The sequence below is a fragment of the Kitasatospora sp. NPDC058184 genome (assembly GCF_042883725.1).
GTDB lineage: Bacteria > Actinomycetota > Actinomycetes > Streptomycetales > Streptomycetaceae > Kitasatospora.
On sequence record NZ_JBHVVE010000015.1, the window covers coordinates 24,395 to 43,773 of the forward strand.

Annotated in this window: 12 protein-coding genes; 2 read left to right on the forward strand and 10 right to left on the reverse strand. The window is 74.1% G+C overall.

Features of this window, described 5'->3' with window-relative positions:
* Positions 1-90: 90 nt before the first annotated feature.
* The 5 genes from ACFVXH_RS26265 to ACFVXH_RS26285 form a co-directional block, all read right to left on the reverse strand.
* Positions 91-588, reverse strand: coding sequence for a thioesterase family protein (locus ACFVXH_RS26265; protein WP_074002823.1), 498 nt, complete (start codon positions 586-588; stop codon positions 91-93).
* Positions 588-6,470: an SDR family NAD(P)-dependent oxidoreductase gene (locus tag ACFVXH_RS26270; RefSeq protein ID WP_387827661.1), complete on the reverse strand. Its 5,883-nt coding sequence runs from the start codon at positions 6,468-6,470 to the stop codon at positions 588-590. The genes ACFVXH_RS26265 and ACFVXH_RS26270 overlap by 1 nt, the downstream gene beginning before the upstream one ends.
* Positions 6,471-6,759: 289 nt before the next feature.
* Entirely contained in the window at positions 6,760-7,827 is a 1,068-nt protein-coding gene (locus tag ACFVXH_RS26275) for a carboxymuconolactone decarboxylase family protein (RefSeq protein WP_387827664.1), read from the reverse strand.
* 97 nt (positions 7,828-7,924) lie between these two features.
* Complete coding sequence (locus ACFVXH_RS26280; protein WP_074002826.1) at positions 7,925-9,580, reverse strand: FAD-dependent oxidoreductase; 1,656 nt, start codon at positions 9,578-9,580, stop codon at positions 7,925-7,927.
* The gene (locus ACFVXH_RS26285; protein WP_387827667.1) at positions 9,577-10,107 is read right to left on the reverse strand and encodes a DUF5987 family protein; all 531 of its coding nucleotides are present in this window, start codon (positions 10,105-10,107) and stop codon (positions 9,577-9,579) included. Before ACFVXH_RS26285 ends, ACFVXH_RS26280 begins: the two co-directional genes overlap by 4 nt.
* Before the next feature lie 578 nt (positions 10,108-10,685).
* On the opposite strand from ACFVXH_RS26285, the gene ACFVXH_RS26290 reads away from it, so the two are divergent.
* Positions 10,686-11,477: a helix-turn-helix transcriptional regulator gene (locus ACFVXH_RS26290; RefSeq protein WP_234348608.1), complete on the forward strand. Its 792-nt coding sequence runs from the start codon at positions 10,686-10,688 to the stop codon at positions 11,475-11,477.
* A 117-nt stretch (positions 11,478-11,594) separates the two neighbouring features.
* On the opposite strand, the gene ACFVXH_RS26295 is transcribed toward ACFVXH_RS26290, so the two are convergent.
* The 3 genes from ACFVXH_RS26295 to ACFVXH_RS26305 form a co-directional block, all read right to left on the reverse strand.
* Entirely contained in the window at positions 11,595-12,953 is a 1,359-nt protein-coding gene (locus tag ACFVXH_RS26295) for a cytochrome P450 (RefSeq protein ID WP_387827670.1), read from the reverse strand.
* A 2-nt stretch (positions 12,954-12,955) separates the two neighbouring features.
* Positions 12,956-13,930, reverse strand: coding sequence for a DUF1702 family protein (locus tag ACFVXH_RS26300; protein ID WP_380740991.1), 975 nt, complete (start codon positions 13,928-13,930; stop codon positions 12,956-12,958).
* A gap of 88 nt (positions 13,931-14,018) precedes the next feature.
* Positions 14,019-15,056 (reverse strand): DUF1702 family protein, encoded by a 1,038-nt coding sequence (locus ACFVXH_RS26305; protein ID WP_387827673.1) that lies wholly within the window; start codon positions 15,054-15,056, stop codon positions 14,019-14,021.
* 318 nt (positions 15,057-15,374) lie between these two features.
* On the opposite strand from ACFVXH_RS26305, the gene ACFVXH_RS26310 reads away from it, so the two are divergent.
* Positions 15,375-16,106 (forward strand): maleylpyruvate isomerase family mycothiol-dependent enzyme, encoded by a 732-nt coding sequence (locus ACFVXH_RS26310; RefSeq protein ID WP_387827675.1) that lies wholly within the window; start codon positions 15,375-15,377, stop codon positions 16,104-16,106.
* A 90-nt stretch (positions 16,107-16,196) separates the two neighbouring features.
* Here the strand turns inward: ACFVXH_RS26310 and ACFVXH_RS26315 are convergent, their stop codons facing one another.
* Both ACFVXH_RS26315 and ACFVXH_RS26320 read right to left on the reverse strand, forming a co-directional pair.
* Positions 16,197-17,210: an enediyne biosynthesis protein gene (locus tag ACFVXH_RS26315; RefSeq protein WP_375872994.1), complete on the reverse strand. Its 1,014-nt coding sequence runs from the start codon at positions 17,208-17,210 to the stop codon at positions 16,197-16,199.
* Positions 17,207-19,135, reverse strand: coding sequence for a CRTAC1 family protein (locus ACFVXH_RS26320; protein WP_181970774.1), 1,929 nt, complete (start codon positions 19,133-19,135; stop codon positions 17,207-17,209). The genes ACFVXH_RS26315 and ACFVXH_RS26320 overlap by 4 nt, the downstream gene beginning before the upstream one ends.
* Positions 19,136-19,379: the final 244 nt, after the last annotated feature.

The window sequence follows — 19,379 nt, forward strand, 5'->3', positions numbered from 1 at the left end:
GCAGCGCGTCCGGTGGAACGGCGGCGTGCCGGGAGGACGGCGAGGTCGTGGACGGTGACGGGTCGTCGACCAGGGCGCGGCCGTTGTCGCTCACCGCGCCCTCCCCGTGCCCACCGGCCGGCCGGGCGGGGCCGGCGCCGCCAGGACCCGGGCGGCCACCGCGTCCTCGGCGTACGGCGCCAGCGCCCGGCGCAGCTCCTCCGGCACCGGGGCCGGGACGGTCGCCGTGTTCGGCCCGCGCATGCACGCGATCCGCTGGCGGCCGCGGGCGACCGGGCTCCCCTGCCCGCCGTCGATCCGCAGGTAGTCGAAGCTGAACTGGACCTGGGTCCGGGTCAGTTCCTCCAGCCGCATCCGGACCGACAGCTCGTCGAACGCGGTGATCTCGGCGAAGAACTCGCACTCCACCTTGAGGGTGAACAGCTTCAGGTCCTCCCGCAGCTCGGCGAGCACCCCGGGCGCCTTCTCCTTGAGGAACATCTCCCGGCAACGCCCCTGCCAGCGCAGGTAGTTCACGTAGTAGACGTTGCCGACGAGGTTGGTCTCCTCGAACCCCACGGTGTGGCGCAGCTCGTAGTAGCCCGACATCAGTTCTCCTTTCCGGCGAGTACGGCGAAGACGACCGGCCCGGGCCGTCCGTTGACGGTGGTCACCCAGGTGGCGACGGCGGCGTCGCCGGCGGACAGGACGGCCCAGCCGTCCGGGTGGACGCGGTCGAGGGTCAGCGCCTGCGTGGTCGCACCGGACTTGCGCAGGCACTCCAGCGCGCTCCAGACCCTGGTGCCGGCCACCTCCGGGGCCTCGGCGGCCTCGGCCGCCAGCAGGTCCCGCAGGGCGTGTTGACCGGGGCCGAGCAGCGCGTCCCAGTCCTCGGGGGTCCGTTCCAGGACGGACTCGGCGTCGCAGGCGAGGCGTCCCCGGCCCACCACCGCCAGGGTCAGGCCGCCGTCGTGCGAGGCCGACACCGTCCAGCCCTCGAGCCCCGGCCCGCCGCCGAGTTCGGGCCTGCCGTCCGGCCGGTGGTTCAGCTCCACCGGCCGGCCCAGCGCCCGACCGACGGCGGTCGCGGTGCGGGCCCGGCGGTCGCGGTGCCCGGCGTCGCCGTCCGCGGCGGGTTCGACGACCACCGCGCGGCTGCCGCCCAGGACCCGTTCCAGGCTGCGTTCCAGGTACGAGCCGAGCATCGCGGGCACCCACGGGCCGGCGCCGTCGCGCCGTCGCACGGCGACCAGGGTCAGCCCCTGCCAGTGCTCGACCACCGCTCCGGAGGGCGTGCGCACGACGAGGTCGTAGACGTAGCGGTCCCCGTCCTGGGAGCGCTCCCGGGCGTCGAGCACGACGAACCCGGTGTCCTGGTCCGCCCGGTCGGCCAGCCAGAGCCGCTCGATGCTCTGCGGCAGCAGGGTGGCGTCCGGCACGCAGCACTGGATGGCGTGCATCATCGCGTCCCGGGTGCCCGGGTCGGCCAACTGCTGCTCCTGTGGCAGGAAGGCCGCGAACCAGGGCGCCTGGGCGGCGGTGGAGATCTCCGCCAGGGCGTGCCGGGCGCTCGCCCGCCGGTACTCCAGCAGGCGCTGGAACCGCTTGCCCTGGAACAGCACGCCGCCGTACAGCTCCGTCACCGGGTCGACCGGCACCGTCGGCAGGCCGGACCAGACCGGCGGCGGTGTGCCGGGCGGCTCGGGACGGGGGTAGCGCAGCCTCGCCCGGAAGTGGTCGGCCGTGAAGCCGGTGTCCTCGCAGCGCAGCACCACGTCGACCGTCCCGGGGGCCTGCACCAGCGCGGCGATCCGGATGGTGGTCGAGCCGCCCGGGCGGACCACCACGGGGCGGCGGAACTCGACGTCCTCCAGCAGCGGCGAGCCCTGGTGCCCGCTCACCGCGGCGGCCACCTGGGCCATCGCCTCCATGCCCAGGACGGCCGGGAAGAGCAGGTCGCCCTGGAGCCGGTGGTCGGTCAGGTACGGGTCGCTGCCCTCGGACAGCTCGGCCTCGGTGATCAGCTCGATCTCCGGGTGGTGGGCGACCACCCGCTCCACGAACCTGGTCAGCGGCAGTTCGCGCTGGACCGTGGCCAGGGTGGGCAGGCCGCCGGCCCGTCCGCTCACCACCAGGACGGGGCCGGCCGAGGGGTCCGCGAGCACCTCGCGGAGCACCCGGATCCCGTCCTCGGTGGAGATCGGCGTGATGCCCTCCCGGATCAGCGCCTCGACGACGCCGAGCCGTTCGCCCATCCCCGCGCCCGACCAGACCGACCACTCCAGGGCGATCGCCCGGGCCCGCGGGTGCCGGTCCCGGAAGCGGAGGGTCAGCTCGGTCATCCAGTCGTTGGCGGTGGCGTAGTGGGCCTCGCCGCGGAGCCCGGCCCGGCCGATGATCGAGCCGAAGGTGACCAGCAGCTTCAGGCGGTCCGGATCGACGGCCGCCAGCACCGCCGCCAGGCCGTCGGTCTTGGGCGCCAGGGTCCGCCGGAAGTCCTCGGCGGTCAGCGCGTCCAGGGCGGCCGGCTCGTTGCGGCCGGCGCCGTGCAGCACGGCGGTGACCGGGCCGAGTTCGCGCTCCAGCCGGCCCACGGCGGCGGCGACCTCCTCGGGCGAGGTCACGTCCGCCCGGGCGTAGCGGTAGCGCAGGCGGGCGGCGTCCATCCTGGCCAGGTTCCCGGCGAGTTCGCGGTCGGCGGCCGGGTCGGCGCGGCCGATCAGGGCCAGGGCCGCCCCGGAGTCCCGGGCGACCGCCAGGGCGCACTCGGCGGTGATGCCCTTGCCGCCGCCGGTGACCAGGAGGACGTCCCGCGCGTCGAGCGGTGACTCGCCCTCCGCCACCGGGCGGCGCGGCAGGGGGCGGAGCACCGGGACGGTGCGGCGGCCGTCCCGCTGGTAGCGGACCTCCGCGAAGCCGGCCGTGGCGGCGGCCTCGGCGACGACGCGGGCCACCGCCTCGTCGCGGGCGGACCCCTCGGGGGCGGTGTCGGGCAGCTCGACCACCGTGGTCGGGACGGACGGGTGTTCCAGGTGCAGGGTCTTCGCCAGGCCCGCGGCCCCGAGGCGGTGCTGGACCACGACCAGCCTGGTGCCCTCGGGGGCGGCGAGGACGGCTCGTGCGGCGGTCAGGAAGAGCTCCGTGTCCTGCGCGCCGCACTCGTCCGGGAGGCAGAGCAGGACGCCGTCCCCGAGGCCCGCCGCGGCGAGCGCGGTGCGCAGCGGTGCGGCCAGCGGGTGGCCGGGCGTGGCGAAGACCGTCCAGCCGTCGGCCGCGGCCCGGGGGTCGGACGCCCGGGGGCCGGGGTGCGGCCCGGCCGGCAGGGGAGCCGCCACGTGCTCGACCGCGAAGGGGCGCACCCACGGGGCCACTCCGGGGACCTCGCCCGCCGGCTCCGCCCCGGCCTGCGAGGTGTCCGCCAACCGGTCGATCAGCTCGGCGAGTTCGCCCAGCCGTACGGTCGCGAAGCCGGTCGTGGCGGCGAGCGCGGGCTGGCCCAGCGCCCGGGTGACGTCGTTGACGATCTGGCCGACCGTGATGGAGCTCAGGTGCAGGTCGTCCATCGGGTGGGTCCGCGCGGTGACGGAGTCCAGCGGCAGCTCGACCCGCTCGGCCGCGAGCCGGCGCAGCAGGTCCAGGGTGGAGACCGGGCCGGTGCCGGTGTCCGCGCCCGCCGGACGCCCGGACCGCTCGGCGCCGTCCGCTCCGTCCTCCGCCCCGTCGTCCGCCCCGCCAGCCCGCGCCACCAGGGCCGCGCCGATGGCCGGAGCCGCCTCGCAGGGGCTGGCCAGGAAGGTGGGCTCGCTCTCCGGCGGCAGCGGCCGGACCAGGCGGTCGCCGAACAGGGCCGCGGTCCGCACCGGCGCACCGAGCACGTACGCGGCGCCGGCGACCCTGAGCAGCGGGCCGAGCGAGGCGCTGTCGGTGTCGACCGCCAGCACCGCGAGGTCCGGCGCGATCTCCGCCAGCAGGCCGGACAGCACCCGGCCGGGGCCGACCTCCACCACCAGGTCGGCGTCGGCGGCCGCGGCCTCGGCGGCCTCGTGGAACCGGACCGGGAGCAGCACCTGGGCGCGCAGCAGCTCCCGCAGGTCGGCGGTCGGGTCCAGCAGCCGCCCGGTGACCGTGGAGGCGACCGGGCGGACCGGCGGGCGGAGCTCGAACCCGGCCAGTTCGGCCGCCATCGCGGCCGCGGCCGGTTCGACCAGCGGCGAGTGGAAGGCGTGCGACACCCGCAGCCTGGTCGCCGTGACGCCCTCGGCCGCCGCCCGGCGGCAGACCTCGTCGACCGCCCCGGCGGGGCCGGAGACCACGGTCTGCCGGGGGCCGTTGTAGCCCGCGACGACGACGTCCGACCCGTCCGACAGCCGGGCGGTCCGCTCCGGGGTCGCCGCCAGGCCGGCCATCGCGCCGCCGCCGAGGCTCGCCCGCGCCATCACCCGGCCGCGGACCGTGGCGAGGCGCACCAGTTGCTCCTCGCTCATCGCCCCGGCCCAGTGCAGCGCCGTCAGCTCGCCCAGGCTGTGCCCGACCGCGGCCCCGGCCCGGATGCCCAGTCCGTCCAGCACCCGGAGGGCGGCCAGCGAACCGGTGACGATGCGCGGCTGGGCCACCTCGGTGGCGACCTGGTCCGCACCGGCGGGCGGTCCGGCCGCGCCGAACACCTCCTCCGCGGTGGCGAACCGGCGCCGGATCGCGCCGACGGCGCCGTGTCCCGAGCCCTGCCCGGGGAAGAGGTAGACGATCCTCGGCGCGGTCCGCGCCCGGCCGAGGAAGACCCCCTCGGCGGCCGAGAACGCCTCCCGCGCGCCCGAGTCGAGCAGCGCGGCCAGCCGTTCGAGGGCCCGCGCGGCGTCGTCCGGCGAGGTCGCGACGACGGCGGCCCGGACCGGGGCGCCGGAGAGCCGCTCGGCCAGCGTTCCGGCCAGGTCCGCGAGTTCGGCCTGGGCCAGTCGGGGCACCAGGTCGAGCAGTGGGCCCAGCTCCGCGCGCAGCGCGGCCGGGTCCGCGCCGTCCAGCAGCAGCAGTTCGGCGTCCTGGCGTCCGGCGACCAGCCGGGTGGTGCGCTCGTCGAGCGCCTCGCGCCGGGTACGGCCGGGGCCCTCGGCGACCGCGACGTGGGTGTTGATCCCGCCGAAGCCCATGGCCGACACGCCCGCCCGGACGGGCTGGTCGGCCGGCCAGAGCTCGGCCCGGCCCGGCACGTACATGGCCGCCGTCTCGCCGAGCAGGCCGGGGTGCGGGTCGTGGTGGCCGGTCGCCGGGGGGATCACCTGGTGGTGCACGGCGAGGGCGGCCTTGATCAGGCCGGCCACGCCCGCCGCGGCCTTGGTGTGCCCGAAGTTCCCCTTGACCGTCCCGAGCGCGGCCGGTCGGGCCGTCGGGTCGGCGGCGCGGCGCGCGGAGGACAGCGCCTCGATCTCGGTCGCGTCGCCGAGGGCCGTGCCGGTGCCGTGGCCCTCGAAGTACGAGACCGTCTCGACCCCGTAGCCCGCCCGCCGGTAGGCGCGGTCCAGTGCCAGCCGGTGGCCGCCCGCCTCGGGCCGGGTGATGCCGCCCCTGCCGTCCGAGGAGACCCCCCAGCCGCTGATGCTCGCGTAGATCCGCCGCCCCTGCGCCACCGCGTCCCGCTCGCGCATCAGCACCAGCATGCCGGAGCCCTCGCCGGGCCAGAAGCCGTTGGAGTCCTGGTCGTAGACCTTCATCTCCCCGGTGGCCAGCGCGCCGGTCTTGGCGAAGCCGATCACCTCGAACGGGTCGATGGACAGGTCGACCCCGCCGGCGACGGCCACGTCCAGGTCGCCGTCGCAGAGCGCCCCGGCGGCCGTGACCACGGACAGCAGGGAGGAGGAGCAGGCGCCGTCGACGGTGTACCCGCCTCCGCGCAGGTCGAAGTGGTTGCAGATCCGCCCGGCGATGGTGTTGGCGAGGCCGCCCGCCAGCGAGTCCTCGTCGATCGGCGGGAAGGGCGCCTTGTACTGCGGCTCCAGCTCCCCGAGGAAGGCGGCGACGTCGCCCTCGGGCCAGCCCTTGCCCGCGAGGGCGGCGGCCACCGTCCGGCGCACGTAGGGCCAGCGCAGCCGCATGGTGTTGGCGCGCGAGAACTCGCCGGTGAGGCTGTTGCCGACCACCACGCCGGTGGCCTGCCGCGGCAGGCCCGCGCCGTCCGGGAACCCGGCGTCGGCGAGCGCCTCGGCGGCCACGTCGAGGGCCAGCCAGTGCGTCAGGTCGGTCGCCCGGTACGTGCTGCCGGCGACGCTGTACCCGACCCGGTCGAAGCTGTAGTCCCGGAGGACGGCGGCCTTGGTCGCGTAGTACCGGTCGGGCGCGGTGCGGTCCGCCGACCAGTAGTCCGCCTGGTTCATCCGCTCGTCCGGCAGCCTCCGGAAGGCCCGGCGGCCGCCCAGTACGTTGTCCCACAACTCGCCCGGGGAATTGGCGTCCGGATAGCGGAGGCCGATTCCCACGATTGCGATCCGTTCACTGCTCATGTATCCACCACCCATGGAGATGAATTGACGGCGAATCCCTTCGCCAACCCGGCGATCCACCCATCGGTCAAGCGTGCGACCAAGGCCGGGAAAATGCCTTCTCCGAGTTTGCTTTACCACCCGCGCGGGTCGCGCTCTTTCAATAACGGCGTTATTTCCCCGCGTTCGCATTCCATAACGCCGTGATATTCCGCGCGGCGCACCGGAGCCGACGGCCGTGAACGCACCGGGGCCCCCGCCGCGGGGCGGGGGCCTCGGTGCGTCCGGAGTGCCGCGGGCGGCTTCGGTGTCAGCCGTGACCGCCCGTCAGAGCGCGCTCCCCCAGCCTGGCGCCCAGCTCCCGGGCCGCCGCCAGGGCGGCCCAGGAGGCGAGCTCGACCAGCGCGGCGTCGCCGGGCCGGCCGCGCCGGAACTCGGCGACGAGACCGTCGTCGACCCGGTACGAGGCCTTGGCCACCAGCAGCGCCAGCCGGCCCGCCGGGCGCTGCTCCTCGGGCAGGGCCGACACCTCGTCCTCGACCCAGGCACGGCCGGTCCCGGGCGGCCCGCCGTCCCACCCGGCGAGTCCGGACGTCACCAGCCGCCGGACGCCGTCCGGCACCGAGCGGGCCCCCGCCTCGTCGATCGCGGCGGCGGCCCGCGCGAACGCGCCGGCGATGCTCGGGGTGCCCGCCGCCCACCGCAGGTCCGCCGGCAGCGGCGCGGAGGGCAGCAGGTCCAGCGAGGCGCCGGCCGGCGGGGTGCCGCGCGCGCTGCGGCGCATCAACCGGCCGAGCACGGCCGTCGCCGCCGACCGCGCGGGCGCCGGGAGGCCGGCCGGGAGCGGGCTCTCCTCCAGGAACAGGTTGACCATGCGGTTCAGATAGTGGAAGGTGACCGCCACGCCGACCAGTTCGGGCACCCGGTCCGCGGGGAACGGCGGTCGCGCACCCCGGCCGCCCGCGCCGTCCCCGGTCTCCCGGAGCCAGTCGGCCACCTCCCGCTCCCTCCCCGCCGCCGCCCGGGCCCCGGCCGACGCCCCCGGTCCGGGCCGCAGCGCGGCCAGCGTCGCGCCGTGCACCTCCGTGCAGAACGGGCAGGCGTTGGCCTCCGACACGGCGACGGCCACCGCCTCCTTGAGCGCCCGGTCGACCCGCCCGGCGGCGAGCAGGGTCTCCCGGAGCATCACCCACGAGGCGGCGAGCACCGCCGGCGAGGGCGCGTGCAGGCCGATCGGCGGTGCGAGCAGGCCGAACTCCCGCTCGACCTCGGCGTAGACCCGGGCCACCTCCTTCCCCGCGTCGGCCGGGCGGACCGGGGCGACCCGGCGGATCTGCGCCAGCGGCCGCAGGGCCGGCCGCAGCAGCGGTATCACCATCGCTCTCCTCCTCTCTGGCTCGATCTGTCGCCGTGGCGCACTTGGGACGTGTCTGACAATTCCCGCCGGGTGCGCGACGCCAATGGTCAGACACGCCCTAAGGCCGCGTCAGGCCTGGCAGTTGCGTCCGCACCCCGCGCCGTCCGCTGGTCCCGCCGTCCGGCGAGGGCGCGCCGTACCGGACGTTCACGCCGCGCTCGCGCGCTGCGCGCACGATGCCGGGGACCGCGCGTTCGGCGAGCGCGGAGATGGTCAGCGCGGGGTTGACGGTGAGCGCTCCCGGGACGGCGGAGCCGTCGGTGACGAAGATGCCCGGGTGGTCGCGGAGTTCGTGCCGGTCGTCGAGCGCCGAGGTCCCCGGGTCGTCGCCGATCCGGCAGGACGCCAGCGGGTGCACGGTGTACGCGCCGACCAGGTCGTTGGTCCACGGCATGACGCGGGCCAGGCCGTCGCGCTCCAGGATGTCCTTCACCACGGCGTCCGACTCGGCCCAGCCGCGCAGGGTGTTCTCGGTCGGCCGGTACCTGATCGGTCCGCGCCCGAGCATCTGCTGGGAGATCCGGTCCGCGTTGCCGGTGGCCGGCGGCGGGCCGAAGACGCCCTCGTTGTCGTCCTCGACCATGGTGAAGACGGTCAGCCAGGACTGCCACCGCCGGACCATCTCCTTCTTCTCCACGCCGAACCAGCCGGGGCCGGTCGCGTCGGGCACCTGCGCCAGGATGGTGCCGAACCCGGGCGGGAAGTAGAGCTGTTCCAGGGAGAACCGCGAGTGCTCCGGGAGCGAGCCGTCGAGGTTGTCCCAGCTCGCCACGACCGGCCCCTTGCCGATCTGGTTGGCCCTGAACGCCAGGCCGTCGGAGCGCTTGAGCCCGAGCAGGTCGCGGGCCCGGTCCTCGTCGACGACGGCCGTGTTGAGGCGCTCCCCGTTGCCGGAGAAGTAGCGGCCGACGGCGGAGGGCATCGTGCCGAGGTCCGCCTCGGAGCGCTGGAGGATCACCGGGGTGGCGCCGGCGCCGGCCGCGAGCACGACGATCTTCGCGTCGATCGTGCCGCTGCCGACGTGCACCCGGTAGTCGGTGTCGTCGACGACGTCGTAGTGCACCCGGTAGCCGCCGCCGTCCGTCCGGGAGAGCCGCTGCACCTCGTGCAACGGCCGGATCTCGGCCCCGTGCGCGAGGGCGGCGGGCAGGTAGTTCAGCAGCAGCGACCGCTTCGCGTCGAAGCGGCAACCGGACATCATCCAGTTGCAGTTGGTGCACTTCGCCCGGTCGATGGCGGCCGGGACGGGGTTGGCGGTGCGCCCCGCGTGGTCGCAGGCGGCGGCGAACAGGCCGCCCGCGTAGGTGACGTCGTTCCAGTCCTGCTGGGTGATCGGCAGCGCCTCGGCCACCCGGTCGTACCAGGGGTCGAGGGTGTCCCTGGTGATGGCCGCCGGCCACATCCGGCGGCCGATGCCGCCGCGGCGCTCGAAGGCGAACCGGGGCGCGCGCGGCATCGCGGCGAAGTACACCACGCTGCCGCCGCCGACGCAGTTCCCGCCGAGCAGGCTCATGCCGTCGCCGACCACGAAGTCGAAGATGCGGGTGTACGAGGACCCGAGCAGGAAGTCGTGCTCGAAGTCGGGCGCCTCCAGCCACGGGCCGCGCTCCAGCACGGTGACCCGCGCGCCGCCGGCCGCCAGGTGGTAGGCGGCGATGGCGCCGCCGAAGCCGCTGCCGACGATCAGGACGTCGGTGCTCTCGGTGCTCGTCATGCGGGGCTCCCTGTGGACGTGGTGCCCGGGTGGGGTTCGGCCAGCTGCCGCCGGTACGAGAAGTCGGAGAACCGCCACAGGCCGTCGGCGTCCGGGTCCATGAACCCCATCGCCGTGAGACCGGGGTGGCCCGCCGCGATCGCGTCCGCGGTGTGCAGGTGGGCGGCGGTGTCGTAGGCCATGTTGCTGAACAGCGCCAGCAGGACCCACAGTTCGCGCTCCGGGTGGTCCGGGCCGGTCAGCGTCCGCACCAGGCCGGTCCGGTCCGCGAACGGAAGGGCGACGAACGGCGGCACCGCGTCGTCGAGCGGCAGGCCGTGCTCCTGCGCGTAGGCGCGGGCGTGGCGGTTGAGCGCCTGCTCGTAGTCGTCCAGGGCGTTCGAGAGCCCGGTCGCGGGCGTCTCCAGCAGTTCGATGGCGCCTGCCTGCACCGCGCCGCCTCCGGTCGAGGCGCCGGCCACGGCCTGGTCGTCGGGGGAGCGCTTCTCCCCCGGGACGATCGTGTCCGCGAACGCCTCGAGCGTCATGGTGCGGTAATCCTGCTGATCTGGGATACGCGAGCCCACCGGCATCTCCTCAGGTGGTCGTCGAAAAAACGGGCCCGACGCACCGGCCGACCCCGATTCGCATACGCGACTTTGGCATCGTCCGGGCAATACCTCCACCTCCGCATCTCCTGCGTTGCTGAGGAGCGTTGATCGGCTTCGGCGGCCTCAACCCGGCGGCCGCGCGGCGGCGTTGACCCGTGAGCGCACCATCCCCCACCGCGGGTCGGCAGTGGTGCGCACCCGATCCCGCCCGTTCCGGCAATCGCCCTTGACAATCGGGTTCAAACATACGAACCCCCCCGGCATCCCAACTTTCAGACATGCCAACGGAATGTGCCAACGCGCCATTGCACTTGTCATGCACCAACTGATAACGTCGTCTCTCGTTATGGCGGCGGCCCCCTTTCGTCCTCCCCTTTCCGGCGGGGGACGCCTTCGCATGCCATGGCCTCTCTGACCGCCGGCCCGGAAACCACGGCCGCGACTTTCGTACCCGACCATCGCACGGGCGGAATTTCTGTTCATTCGCATGTACAGCAGAGAACCTGGAGTCGATCATGAAATCTGCCATCGAGCAAGCCGTGACCCGGGCCATCGAGACCATGCACGAGAACATCGGCGAGCTGCTGACCATAGACGATATGGCGCAGGCGGCCATGTACAGCAAATTCCATTTCTCCCGTGAGTTCCAACGGATGACCGGGGTCTCGCCACGGCGATTCCTCTCCGCCATACGCCTGGAGACCGCGAAACGCCTCCTCATCGAGACGACGTTCACCGTGACGGAGATCAGCCACCGGGTCGGGTACAACAGCGTCGGCACGTTCAGCTCCCGGTTCACCAGCAGCGTCGGCGCCTCCCCCACGATGTTCCGTCAGCTCCGGGGCTTCACTCCCCGGATCGAGGTCGACTTACACGGCCGGGGCCGCGGCGCGGAACTCTCGACGTTCCGGGGCGAGATCCGGGCCTCGGTCGCGGGGGACCTCGGCCGGGTGTTCGTCGGACTCTTCCCGACCCGGATCCCGGAGGGACGGCCGGCCGCCTGTTGCGTCCTCCCCCGCCCCGGGGCCTTCCTGCTCGACCGGGTGCCGAGCGGCACCTGGTACCTGCTGGCGCACTCCGTCCCCGTCTCCTTCGACGAGGTGCTGACCGGCGACGGCGAGGTCTCGGTGGGATCGGTCGGACCGATCGAGGTGCGGCCGGACGTGCCGCTGCTGCCGATGGAACTGCGGCTGCGCCCGATCCGGGCCCTGGACCCACCGGTCCTGCTGGCGCTGCTGGACGTGCGGTCGACGGCTTTCAACGAGCTGTCCCAGGTCGCCGAGGCCCCCCGGGCCGACAGCGCCTGAGCCGCCGCCCGCCCCGACAGGACGGTGAAGACCCGACGGACGGCGAAGTCCTTACGGCCCGGATCCCCCCGCGGAGGTCCTCTGCGGGGGGATCCGGGCCGCGACGGAGGGTGTGCCTCAGCCGGCCGGGTGCACGGTCATCGGCAGGCCGCCGGCCACCCGCAGCGACAGCATCGGCTCGGGCGTCACCCGGTGGCCGGGCACCTTGACCAGCCGGAGGTCCCGGGCCACCACGGCGATCGTGAAGACGGCCTCCAGCAGCCCGAGGTGGTTGCCGACGCAGAAGCGCGGCCCCGCCCCGAACGGGATGTAGGCGTAGCGCGGCCGGTCCGTGGCCCGGTCCGGGTCGAAGCGCTCCGGGTCGAACTGCTCGGGCGCGTCCCAGAAGCGGGGGTGGCGGTGCAGGGTGTACGGGCAGATCAGGACGTCGGCGCCGGCCGGCACGTGGTAGCCGCCCACCTCGTCGTCCGCCTGCGCCTGCCGCGGGAGGATCCACACCGGCGGGTAGAGCCGCATGACCTCGTCCACCACCCTGGAGGTGTACCGGAGGCGGTGCAGGTCCTCGAACTCGGGCAGCCGGTCGCCGAGCACCTCGACGGCCTCGGCGTGCAGCCGCTCCCGCACCTCGGGGTGCCGGTCGATCAGGTGGAAGGTCCAGCCGAGGGTGCTCGCCGTGGTCTCGTGGCCGGCGAGCAGCAGGGTGACCAGTTCGTCGCGCATCCGCTGCCGGCCGACCCGGGGGTCGGGCTCCTCCGCGGTGGCCGTGATCAGCCGGGACAGCGCGTCGTCGCCCGTGCTCCGCCCGCCGTCGCGGGCGGTCCGGTCCGCGACCAGCCGGTCGACCACCCGCTGCAGGTCCTGCCGGGCCCGCCGGAAGCGCAGCTGCTTGGCGAGCGGCACCCAGGAGGGCACCGCGCCCATGGTGACCATGTCGAACATCGCCTGGTCCTGCACGGCCTCGAAGTCGTGGCCGACCGCCTCGAAGGCGCCGAGGTCGACGTCCAGCAGCGTGCGGCCGAGCACCCCGAGGGTGAGCGCCGTCACCTCGTGGACCACGTCGACGGGCCCGCCGCCCTCGTGCGCCCGCAGCCGGCCGACCAGCTTGACCGCCTCCTCCGCGACGACCCCGGCCTGCCGGGCGATCCGCTTGTGCTGGAAGGCGGGCTGGATCTGCCGGCGCTGCTTGCGCCAGAGCTCGCCCTCGCTGGTCAACAGGCCGTTGCCGAGGGCCCGTCGGGCCTGCACCAGGCCGATTCCCTTGTGGTAGTTGGCCGCGTTGTCCGCGAGCACGTGCTTGGCGTGCTCGGGGTGGTTGAAGAAGTAGAGCGTCTTGGGGCCGATGGAGATCCGGACCGCGTCGCCGTACTCCCGCGCGGCGGAGCGCATCAGCTCCAGCCGGTCCCCCACCAGCCTGCGCAGCAGGACCGGAGCGGCCCGGCGCGGCGGGCCGGGCGGCACCCGGCGGGTCGTGGGCACGGCTAGCACCCCCCGTCGTTCGCCAGGCGATCGGCGACGGCCCGGCGCCACACCTCGTACGCGGGCAGCGCGCCCGGCACCGGCCCGGCCGGTCGGACGTCCCGGGTGACCCTGGCCGCCTCCTCCGGTCCCATGCCGCAGAGGACCCGGGTGGCCAGTTCCGTGTGCGGGACCAGCAGACCGGCCCGCAGCCGGGCCTCGGCCGCGAACGCGCTGCCCTGCGCGACGATGGCCCGGTGCGGTCCGGCCCGGTCCCGGAACGCCCGCAGCTCCGCCTCGTCCGCGCCCCCGGCGTAGGTGGCCGCCAGCCCGGCCCCGCTGTAGAGGTCGGACCACCGGGACTCCGGGAACTTCTCGATCATGGTCGCGACCAGGTCCGCGTCGGTGCCGCCGACGAACCACAGGGCCCGGCCGATGCCCTGGTCGATCGCGCGGCCGGCGTACGACGGCGTGTCACCGGCCGGCCAGGGGAAGGCCGGCTCGCGGTACTGCTCGTGGACGTACCGGGCGGTACGGAAGTACGCCTGGTGGAACCCGTACCCGTCGAGCACGAGCCAGCGCAGCAGCGGGTCGAGCCCGTCGACGTCCGGCCAGCGGAACCTCGGCAGCCGGGCCATCGCCCAGCCGATCCCGACGTAGACCATGTAGACGTGGTCCGCGCCCCGCCCGGCGAGGAAGCGCCCCACCGAGCCGCGGCCGGACAGCGGCAGCCCGTCGAGCACGGCGAAGCCCATGCCGGCGCCCTCGTAGGCGAAGCCGCGGAACGGGGCCGGAACGCCCTCCAGGCGGAGCTCCGCCGCCGCCGGGTCCCGGGCCTCCATCGCGTACGCGTAGCCCTCCAGGAACCGCCCGCCGACCGACTCCAGCAGGTGCTGGGCGTCCGGTGACTTCCGGTGGAAGCCGCGCTTCTCCAGTAGGGTCTCCGAGGTGCTCGGGGTGAGAACGCGTCGTCGGAGCGTTCGCCATGCACTGGGCACGCCATTCTCCTCTCAGGTCTTCCTCACGTCGGTGCGCTGCCACGCGGATGGTGCCCGGCCGGCTCCGGCGGGGCTTCTCCGCACCTGCTCAGTTCGCGGGGGCCGCCGCGGGCGGCCGGGGCCGGTCCGGCTGCCCGGCGGCACGGAAGTGCGTCCGCACGTTGGCCCGCCACAGCTCGTACGCCGGCGGTCCGGCGGCGCCCGGGGCACGGCCGGCCGCGGCGGGCTCGTCCACCGCGCAGTCGTCGGCCAGCTTCGCGGCCCCGTCGACCGACAGGCCGGTCAGGGCCGTGGCGGCGGCCTCGCAGTGCGCGGGCACGAAGCCCGCGTACGCGCGCGCCTTCGCGGCGAACACCGACCCCTGGGCGAGCTCCGCCCGGTGCTCCCCCGCCTCCCCGCGCAGGACGGCCAGGCCGTCCGCCGTGGCGCCGCCGGCGAAGGTCGCGGCCAGTCCCACCCCGCTCCACAGGTCGGCCCGCCGGTCGGCGCGGAACCTCCGCACCGCGACGGCCACCTGCTCCGGCACCCCGCCGTGGATGAACCACAGCGCCCGTCCGATGCCCTGGTCGACGGCCCGCCGGAAGTACTCCGGCGCGCCCTGCCAGGGGTACGGCTTCACCTCGCGCTGCTCGTCCACCCAGCGCCGGGTGCCGAAGTAGGCGAGGTCGAAGCCGTACCCGTCGACCGCCAGCCAGCTCATCGTCGGGTGGTACGGCGTCCCGGCCAGGTCCGGCAGCACCTTGCGCCACAGCGGCCGCGGCAGGCGCGCCATGGCGAAGCCGATGCCGATGTACGCCAGGAAGATGTGCGGCTGCCCCGGCCCGGCCAGCAGGTCGCGGGTGCGGCTGCCCCGGCCCGTCGCGTCCAGGACGGTGAAGGCCATCGTGGCGCCCTCGTAGGCGAATCCGCGCTGCTCCGGGTCGACCAGGCGCAGCCGGCGCTCGACCTCCCACTGGTTGCGGGCGTCGATGCCCCACTCGAAACCGCAGACCACCGCCTGGGGCACCGCCTCCAGGCGTTCGGTGGCGGCCGTGGGGGTCACCGGGAAGCCCCGCCCCGCGAAGGCCACCGAGGCCAGTGACGGTGTCAGCACCAGTCGGCGCAGTGATCCGAAGGTCGTCGGCACGATCCCTCCCAGCCCAGCGTCCTGAATGACGGCCCCTCCATGCTCCGGGGGCGGCGGGGGCGGCCGCATCTCCGCGGTTGCGTTCTTTTCGGCCGGATGACCGTCGCTACCCGAACTCCCTTTCACGAAGCGGCCTTTCCCCACCTGAGGTTTCCTCGGCCAAGCCGTCGAAAGGCCTCGGAAACCGCGCCCGGGGGTGCCGCGGACCGTGTTGTCGAAATCCCCGGCGGCGCGGTGGAATGGGGCCGTGCGGGAGCTGATCCCCGGCGCCGTCGGGTCCGTTCCCCGTCCAGGCCGTCCCATCGAAGGAGTGCGCGCATGAACACGCGTCACCAGCAGGACGAGGCCCCGCCCGAGCCGCTCTGGGACCGGGCGCCCGACTGCGTGGCCTACCGCCGGTCCCGGCGGAACATCACCGAACTGCTGCTCGCCGCCCGGCTCGGGGCGGCCGGCGTCCCGGTCCCCGCCTGTCCCGGGTGGACCGTCCTGGACCTGCTCGGCCACCTGGTCGAGGTCTGCCGGACGGTGGCCGCCGACGTGCCCGGCAACCTGTGGGAGGTGCCGCACGCCGAGTCCGGCACCGGCCTGGCCGGCCTGCTCGAGGAGTGGTCGCGGCTGGACGGCCCGGTGGAGCGGGTGCTCTCGGACACGCCGCAGCTGCGGCACACCATGATGATGATGGACGCGTTCACCCACGAGCTCGACCTGCGCGGCGCGCTCCGGGCGCCGGTGGTCGCGGACCAGCCGTCGTACCCCTCGGCCCTGGACCTGGTCGTCCGGGGCTTCGCCAACTCGGTGCGCTCCCATGGGCTTCCGGCGCTGCGCATCCGGACGGCGGGCGCCGAGTGGCAGGCCGGTGACGGCGAGCCGGCCGCCGTCCTCCAGGGGCACCGCCACGACCTGCTCCGGTCGCTCACCGGCCGGCGGACGGTCGGGCAGGTCTCCGGACTGGCCTGGAGCACCGCGCCGGACGCCTGGCTGCCCGCGTTCACCTGGGGGCCGTTCCGGCCGCCGGAGCGGCCCGTGGAGGCCGCCGTCGCCGCGCGGTAGCGCCCGGACCGCGGAACGGCTCCGTGGCGCCGCCCGCGCGGGCGGCGCCACGGAGGGGTCACGGTGTCACCTGGCGGTCGTGGTGCGGCCTCACGCCACGGCCGCCCCGACCTGGCTCTGCTGCGGCTGGACGGCCGTTCCGCCGCCGGACGCCCCGGCGGCGGCGTCCGCCCGCCGGGAGCGCTGGCGCAGGTGCACGACCCACCACCCGAGCCCGCGCAGGGCGCAGACCAGCGTGGTGGCGAAGAACAGGGTGTAGACGACGTTGAACACCATCAGGATCGCGTACACGAAGGCGACCGAGCTGCCGAACACGAACTGGGCCCGGCCCTTCACCGGCGTCGTGCCCGGGTCGCTGATCATGTAGTTGGTGAACAGCACGAAGGCGACACCGGTCATCGGGCCGAGCGCGGAGAACAGCGCGACGTCCCAGATCCAGTGCCGGAGGAACGCCTGGATGGCGAACGCGCCGAGCCAGCCGACGATCAGCGGGGTCCGTTTGGTGAGCAGCGCGTTGATCACGGTTCCGGCCGTGGCGATGATCAGCGGGATCATCACCCGGAAGAAGGTGTTCGCGTTCTCCGTGAACTCGTAGGGCGGCGCGATGCTGAACCACGAGCCGAAGCACACCAGCGACATCGTGATCCCGAAGTTGGACGGGTTCATGAAGTGCCGCATCCGGCCGGCGATCGGGGCCTGCAGGGCGTGCTTGCCGCCGACGCCGATGACCACGCCGAAGACGATCGGCAGCAGCTGGTTGTTGCCGTAGGTCAGCATGTTGACCGCGAGCGCCGTGATGTGGGCCGGCAGCAGGAACTCGTACACGCCGCGGAACCCGTTCCCGCGGAAGCGGGGGGCGCGGCGCTGGGCCCAGGCGCTGATCAGCTCGAAGCCGATCTCGCAGGCGTAGGCGGTGAACACCGCGACGAACGGCCACAGCCAGGGCTGCTCGAAGCCGAGCAGGGTGTAGCCGAAGATGTTGAACACGCTGATCGAGAGGGCGAAGTTCCGCAGGGCGAGGTACCGCGGGTCCTTCGGCTTCGCGGGGGCGGCCGGTGCGGCCGCCGGGGCGCCGCCGGCTCGGGGTTGCACGCTCGCGCTCATCGGTTCGGGACCTCCTGGACCTGGTCGGTCAGCACGAGCGTGTGCGTGCCGGGGCTGAGCTGCTCGCTCTTCTCGTGCAGTCCCCCGGCGGCGTCCCGCCACCTCAGGTCGACGGTGACCGGCCCCTGGTGGGCGCCGAGGCCGAACCGCACGTCGAAGCTGCGGAAGCCGCCGTGGCCGCCCCCGCCGTCGAGCCGGGAGATCTGGGTGCCGGTCGGGGTGGTGACCCGCACGGTGGCGTCGTACGCGGGCGCCCCGGTGTTCACCAGGCCCTGGCCCGCGGCGCCCTCGCCGGTCGGCCGGTAGAGCCGCAGGTTCAGCTGACTGCCCAGCGCCGGCGCGGTGTTGGCGTAGAAGGCGGGCGGCCCCCACTGGCGGGCCACCGCGAAGTCCAGCCGGCCGGTGCCCGTGGTGTCGCCGGTGGCGAGGCCGCGGGTCGGCGTCGGCACGGCGATGCCCAGCCGGGAGCTGATGTTCACGTACGGGCCGTCGGGGGTCTTGGCGTAGAAGGCGATCGCCTCGTCCCCGGCGATGTCGTCGCCGGGCTGGACGTTGGGCCACATCGCGGGGTTGGACAGCAGGTCGTCGTTGGTCATGGCCATCTCCTGGAGCCACGGCCAGCGGTCGATCTTCCCCTTGACGAAGCCGGTGGCCTGGAGCACCGCGAGGTCGCCGCTGTTGAGGAAGTCGCCCATCTTGGTGTCCCAGCCCCACCCGGTCCAGGCCATGCCGTGCTCCTGGGCCTCCTGGGTGAACGGGGCGATGCCGGCGGCGAGCTTGCGGCGCATGTCGGCCTCGTCCTTGGCCTTGTTGATCCAGAGGAAGTTGCTCTCCTCCAGGCCCCAGGCGACGGTGATGTTGCTGACCATCATGTCGAAGTCGCCGTTGCGGCCGATGTCGCCGAAGTCGACGCCCATGCCCTTGAACGAGCCGTTGCCGAGGACGAAGGACTTGGGCGTGGTCGGCGTGCGCTCGCCCTTGGCCTCGCTGAACTCGATGTGCCCGGGCGTGGACCGGTTGTAGAGCAGGTGCCCGTGTCCGAAGTCGTTGGCGATGTACAGCTCGGGCAGTCCGTCACCGGTCAGGTCGGCGCCCGAGATGGCCAGCGTCCACCCGGTCGACGCGTCGTAGGGGATCGCGCCCTTCTCCTCCACGTACGACGCGGTGGGCTCCGTCCCCGAGGTGCTCTGCTGCCAGCGCAGCACGTGGTCGCCGCCGGCGTTCTTGGCGCTGGACAGCGAGTCGTTCATCACGACGTTGTTCAGCCCGTTCGGGTCGAGCACGTCGGAGTCGGGGAAGTAGTTGCCGATCACGATCGACGGGCGCCCGCTGCCGTCGATGTCGCCGACGTAGTCCGCGTCGGTGTTCCAGCGCGGGCCGTGGTACTTCCCGTCCAGGGACTCCGAGGGCACCAGCTCGCGCGGCACGTAGGAGGCCGCGGCGGGGGTCGTGGCGTCCGACCTGGCCATGAACAGGATCGGCGTGCGGCCCCAGTACGTCACCAGCAGGTCCATCCGGCCGTCGCCGTTGAAGTCGCCGGGCGTGCAGCCGGTGGGCGCCATGGTGTCGTCCATCGGCAGCGGCCTGCCGTCCAGCACGAAGGGCGTGAAGCGGTCGGCCGGCCGGGCGGTCGGGGTGTACGTCACGATCACGCTGTCGGTCCTGGTGTCGACGATGCACATGCCGTCGGCCACGCCGTGCCCGGTCAGGTCGTTGATCGCGATGCTGGCCCCGACCGAGGAGATCCACGAACGGATCTTCTGGTAGGCCGGGTTGACGGTCCGGACCGTCCGCATCGGCCGCTGCTCGTAGCCGGGCGGCATCGCGATGGGCAGTTCCTTGAAGCCGTACTGCTTCGCGACCTCCTCCGCCCCGGCCGCCGCGACCGAGGTCCGTACGGCGAAGAACAGCGAGGTGGCCACCATTATCACCACCAGGCCTGGAATCAGTCTGCGGATTCGTTCACGGTACGCCACCGGGTTCCCCTCTCGACGGATCGAATACGACCCCGTGCCCGCGTCGAGTGCAGGACGCGGCCAAAACCCCCTGCTGGCAGGACGGTTCGGGATGACGGAATTCACGACCCGAAATGCGCCGGCGATAGGCACGTCACGCGCGGGTCTACTGTACGAGGATGTACGCAAAGCACTCGGAATCGCTACTTCCCCG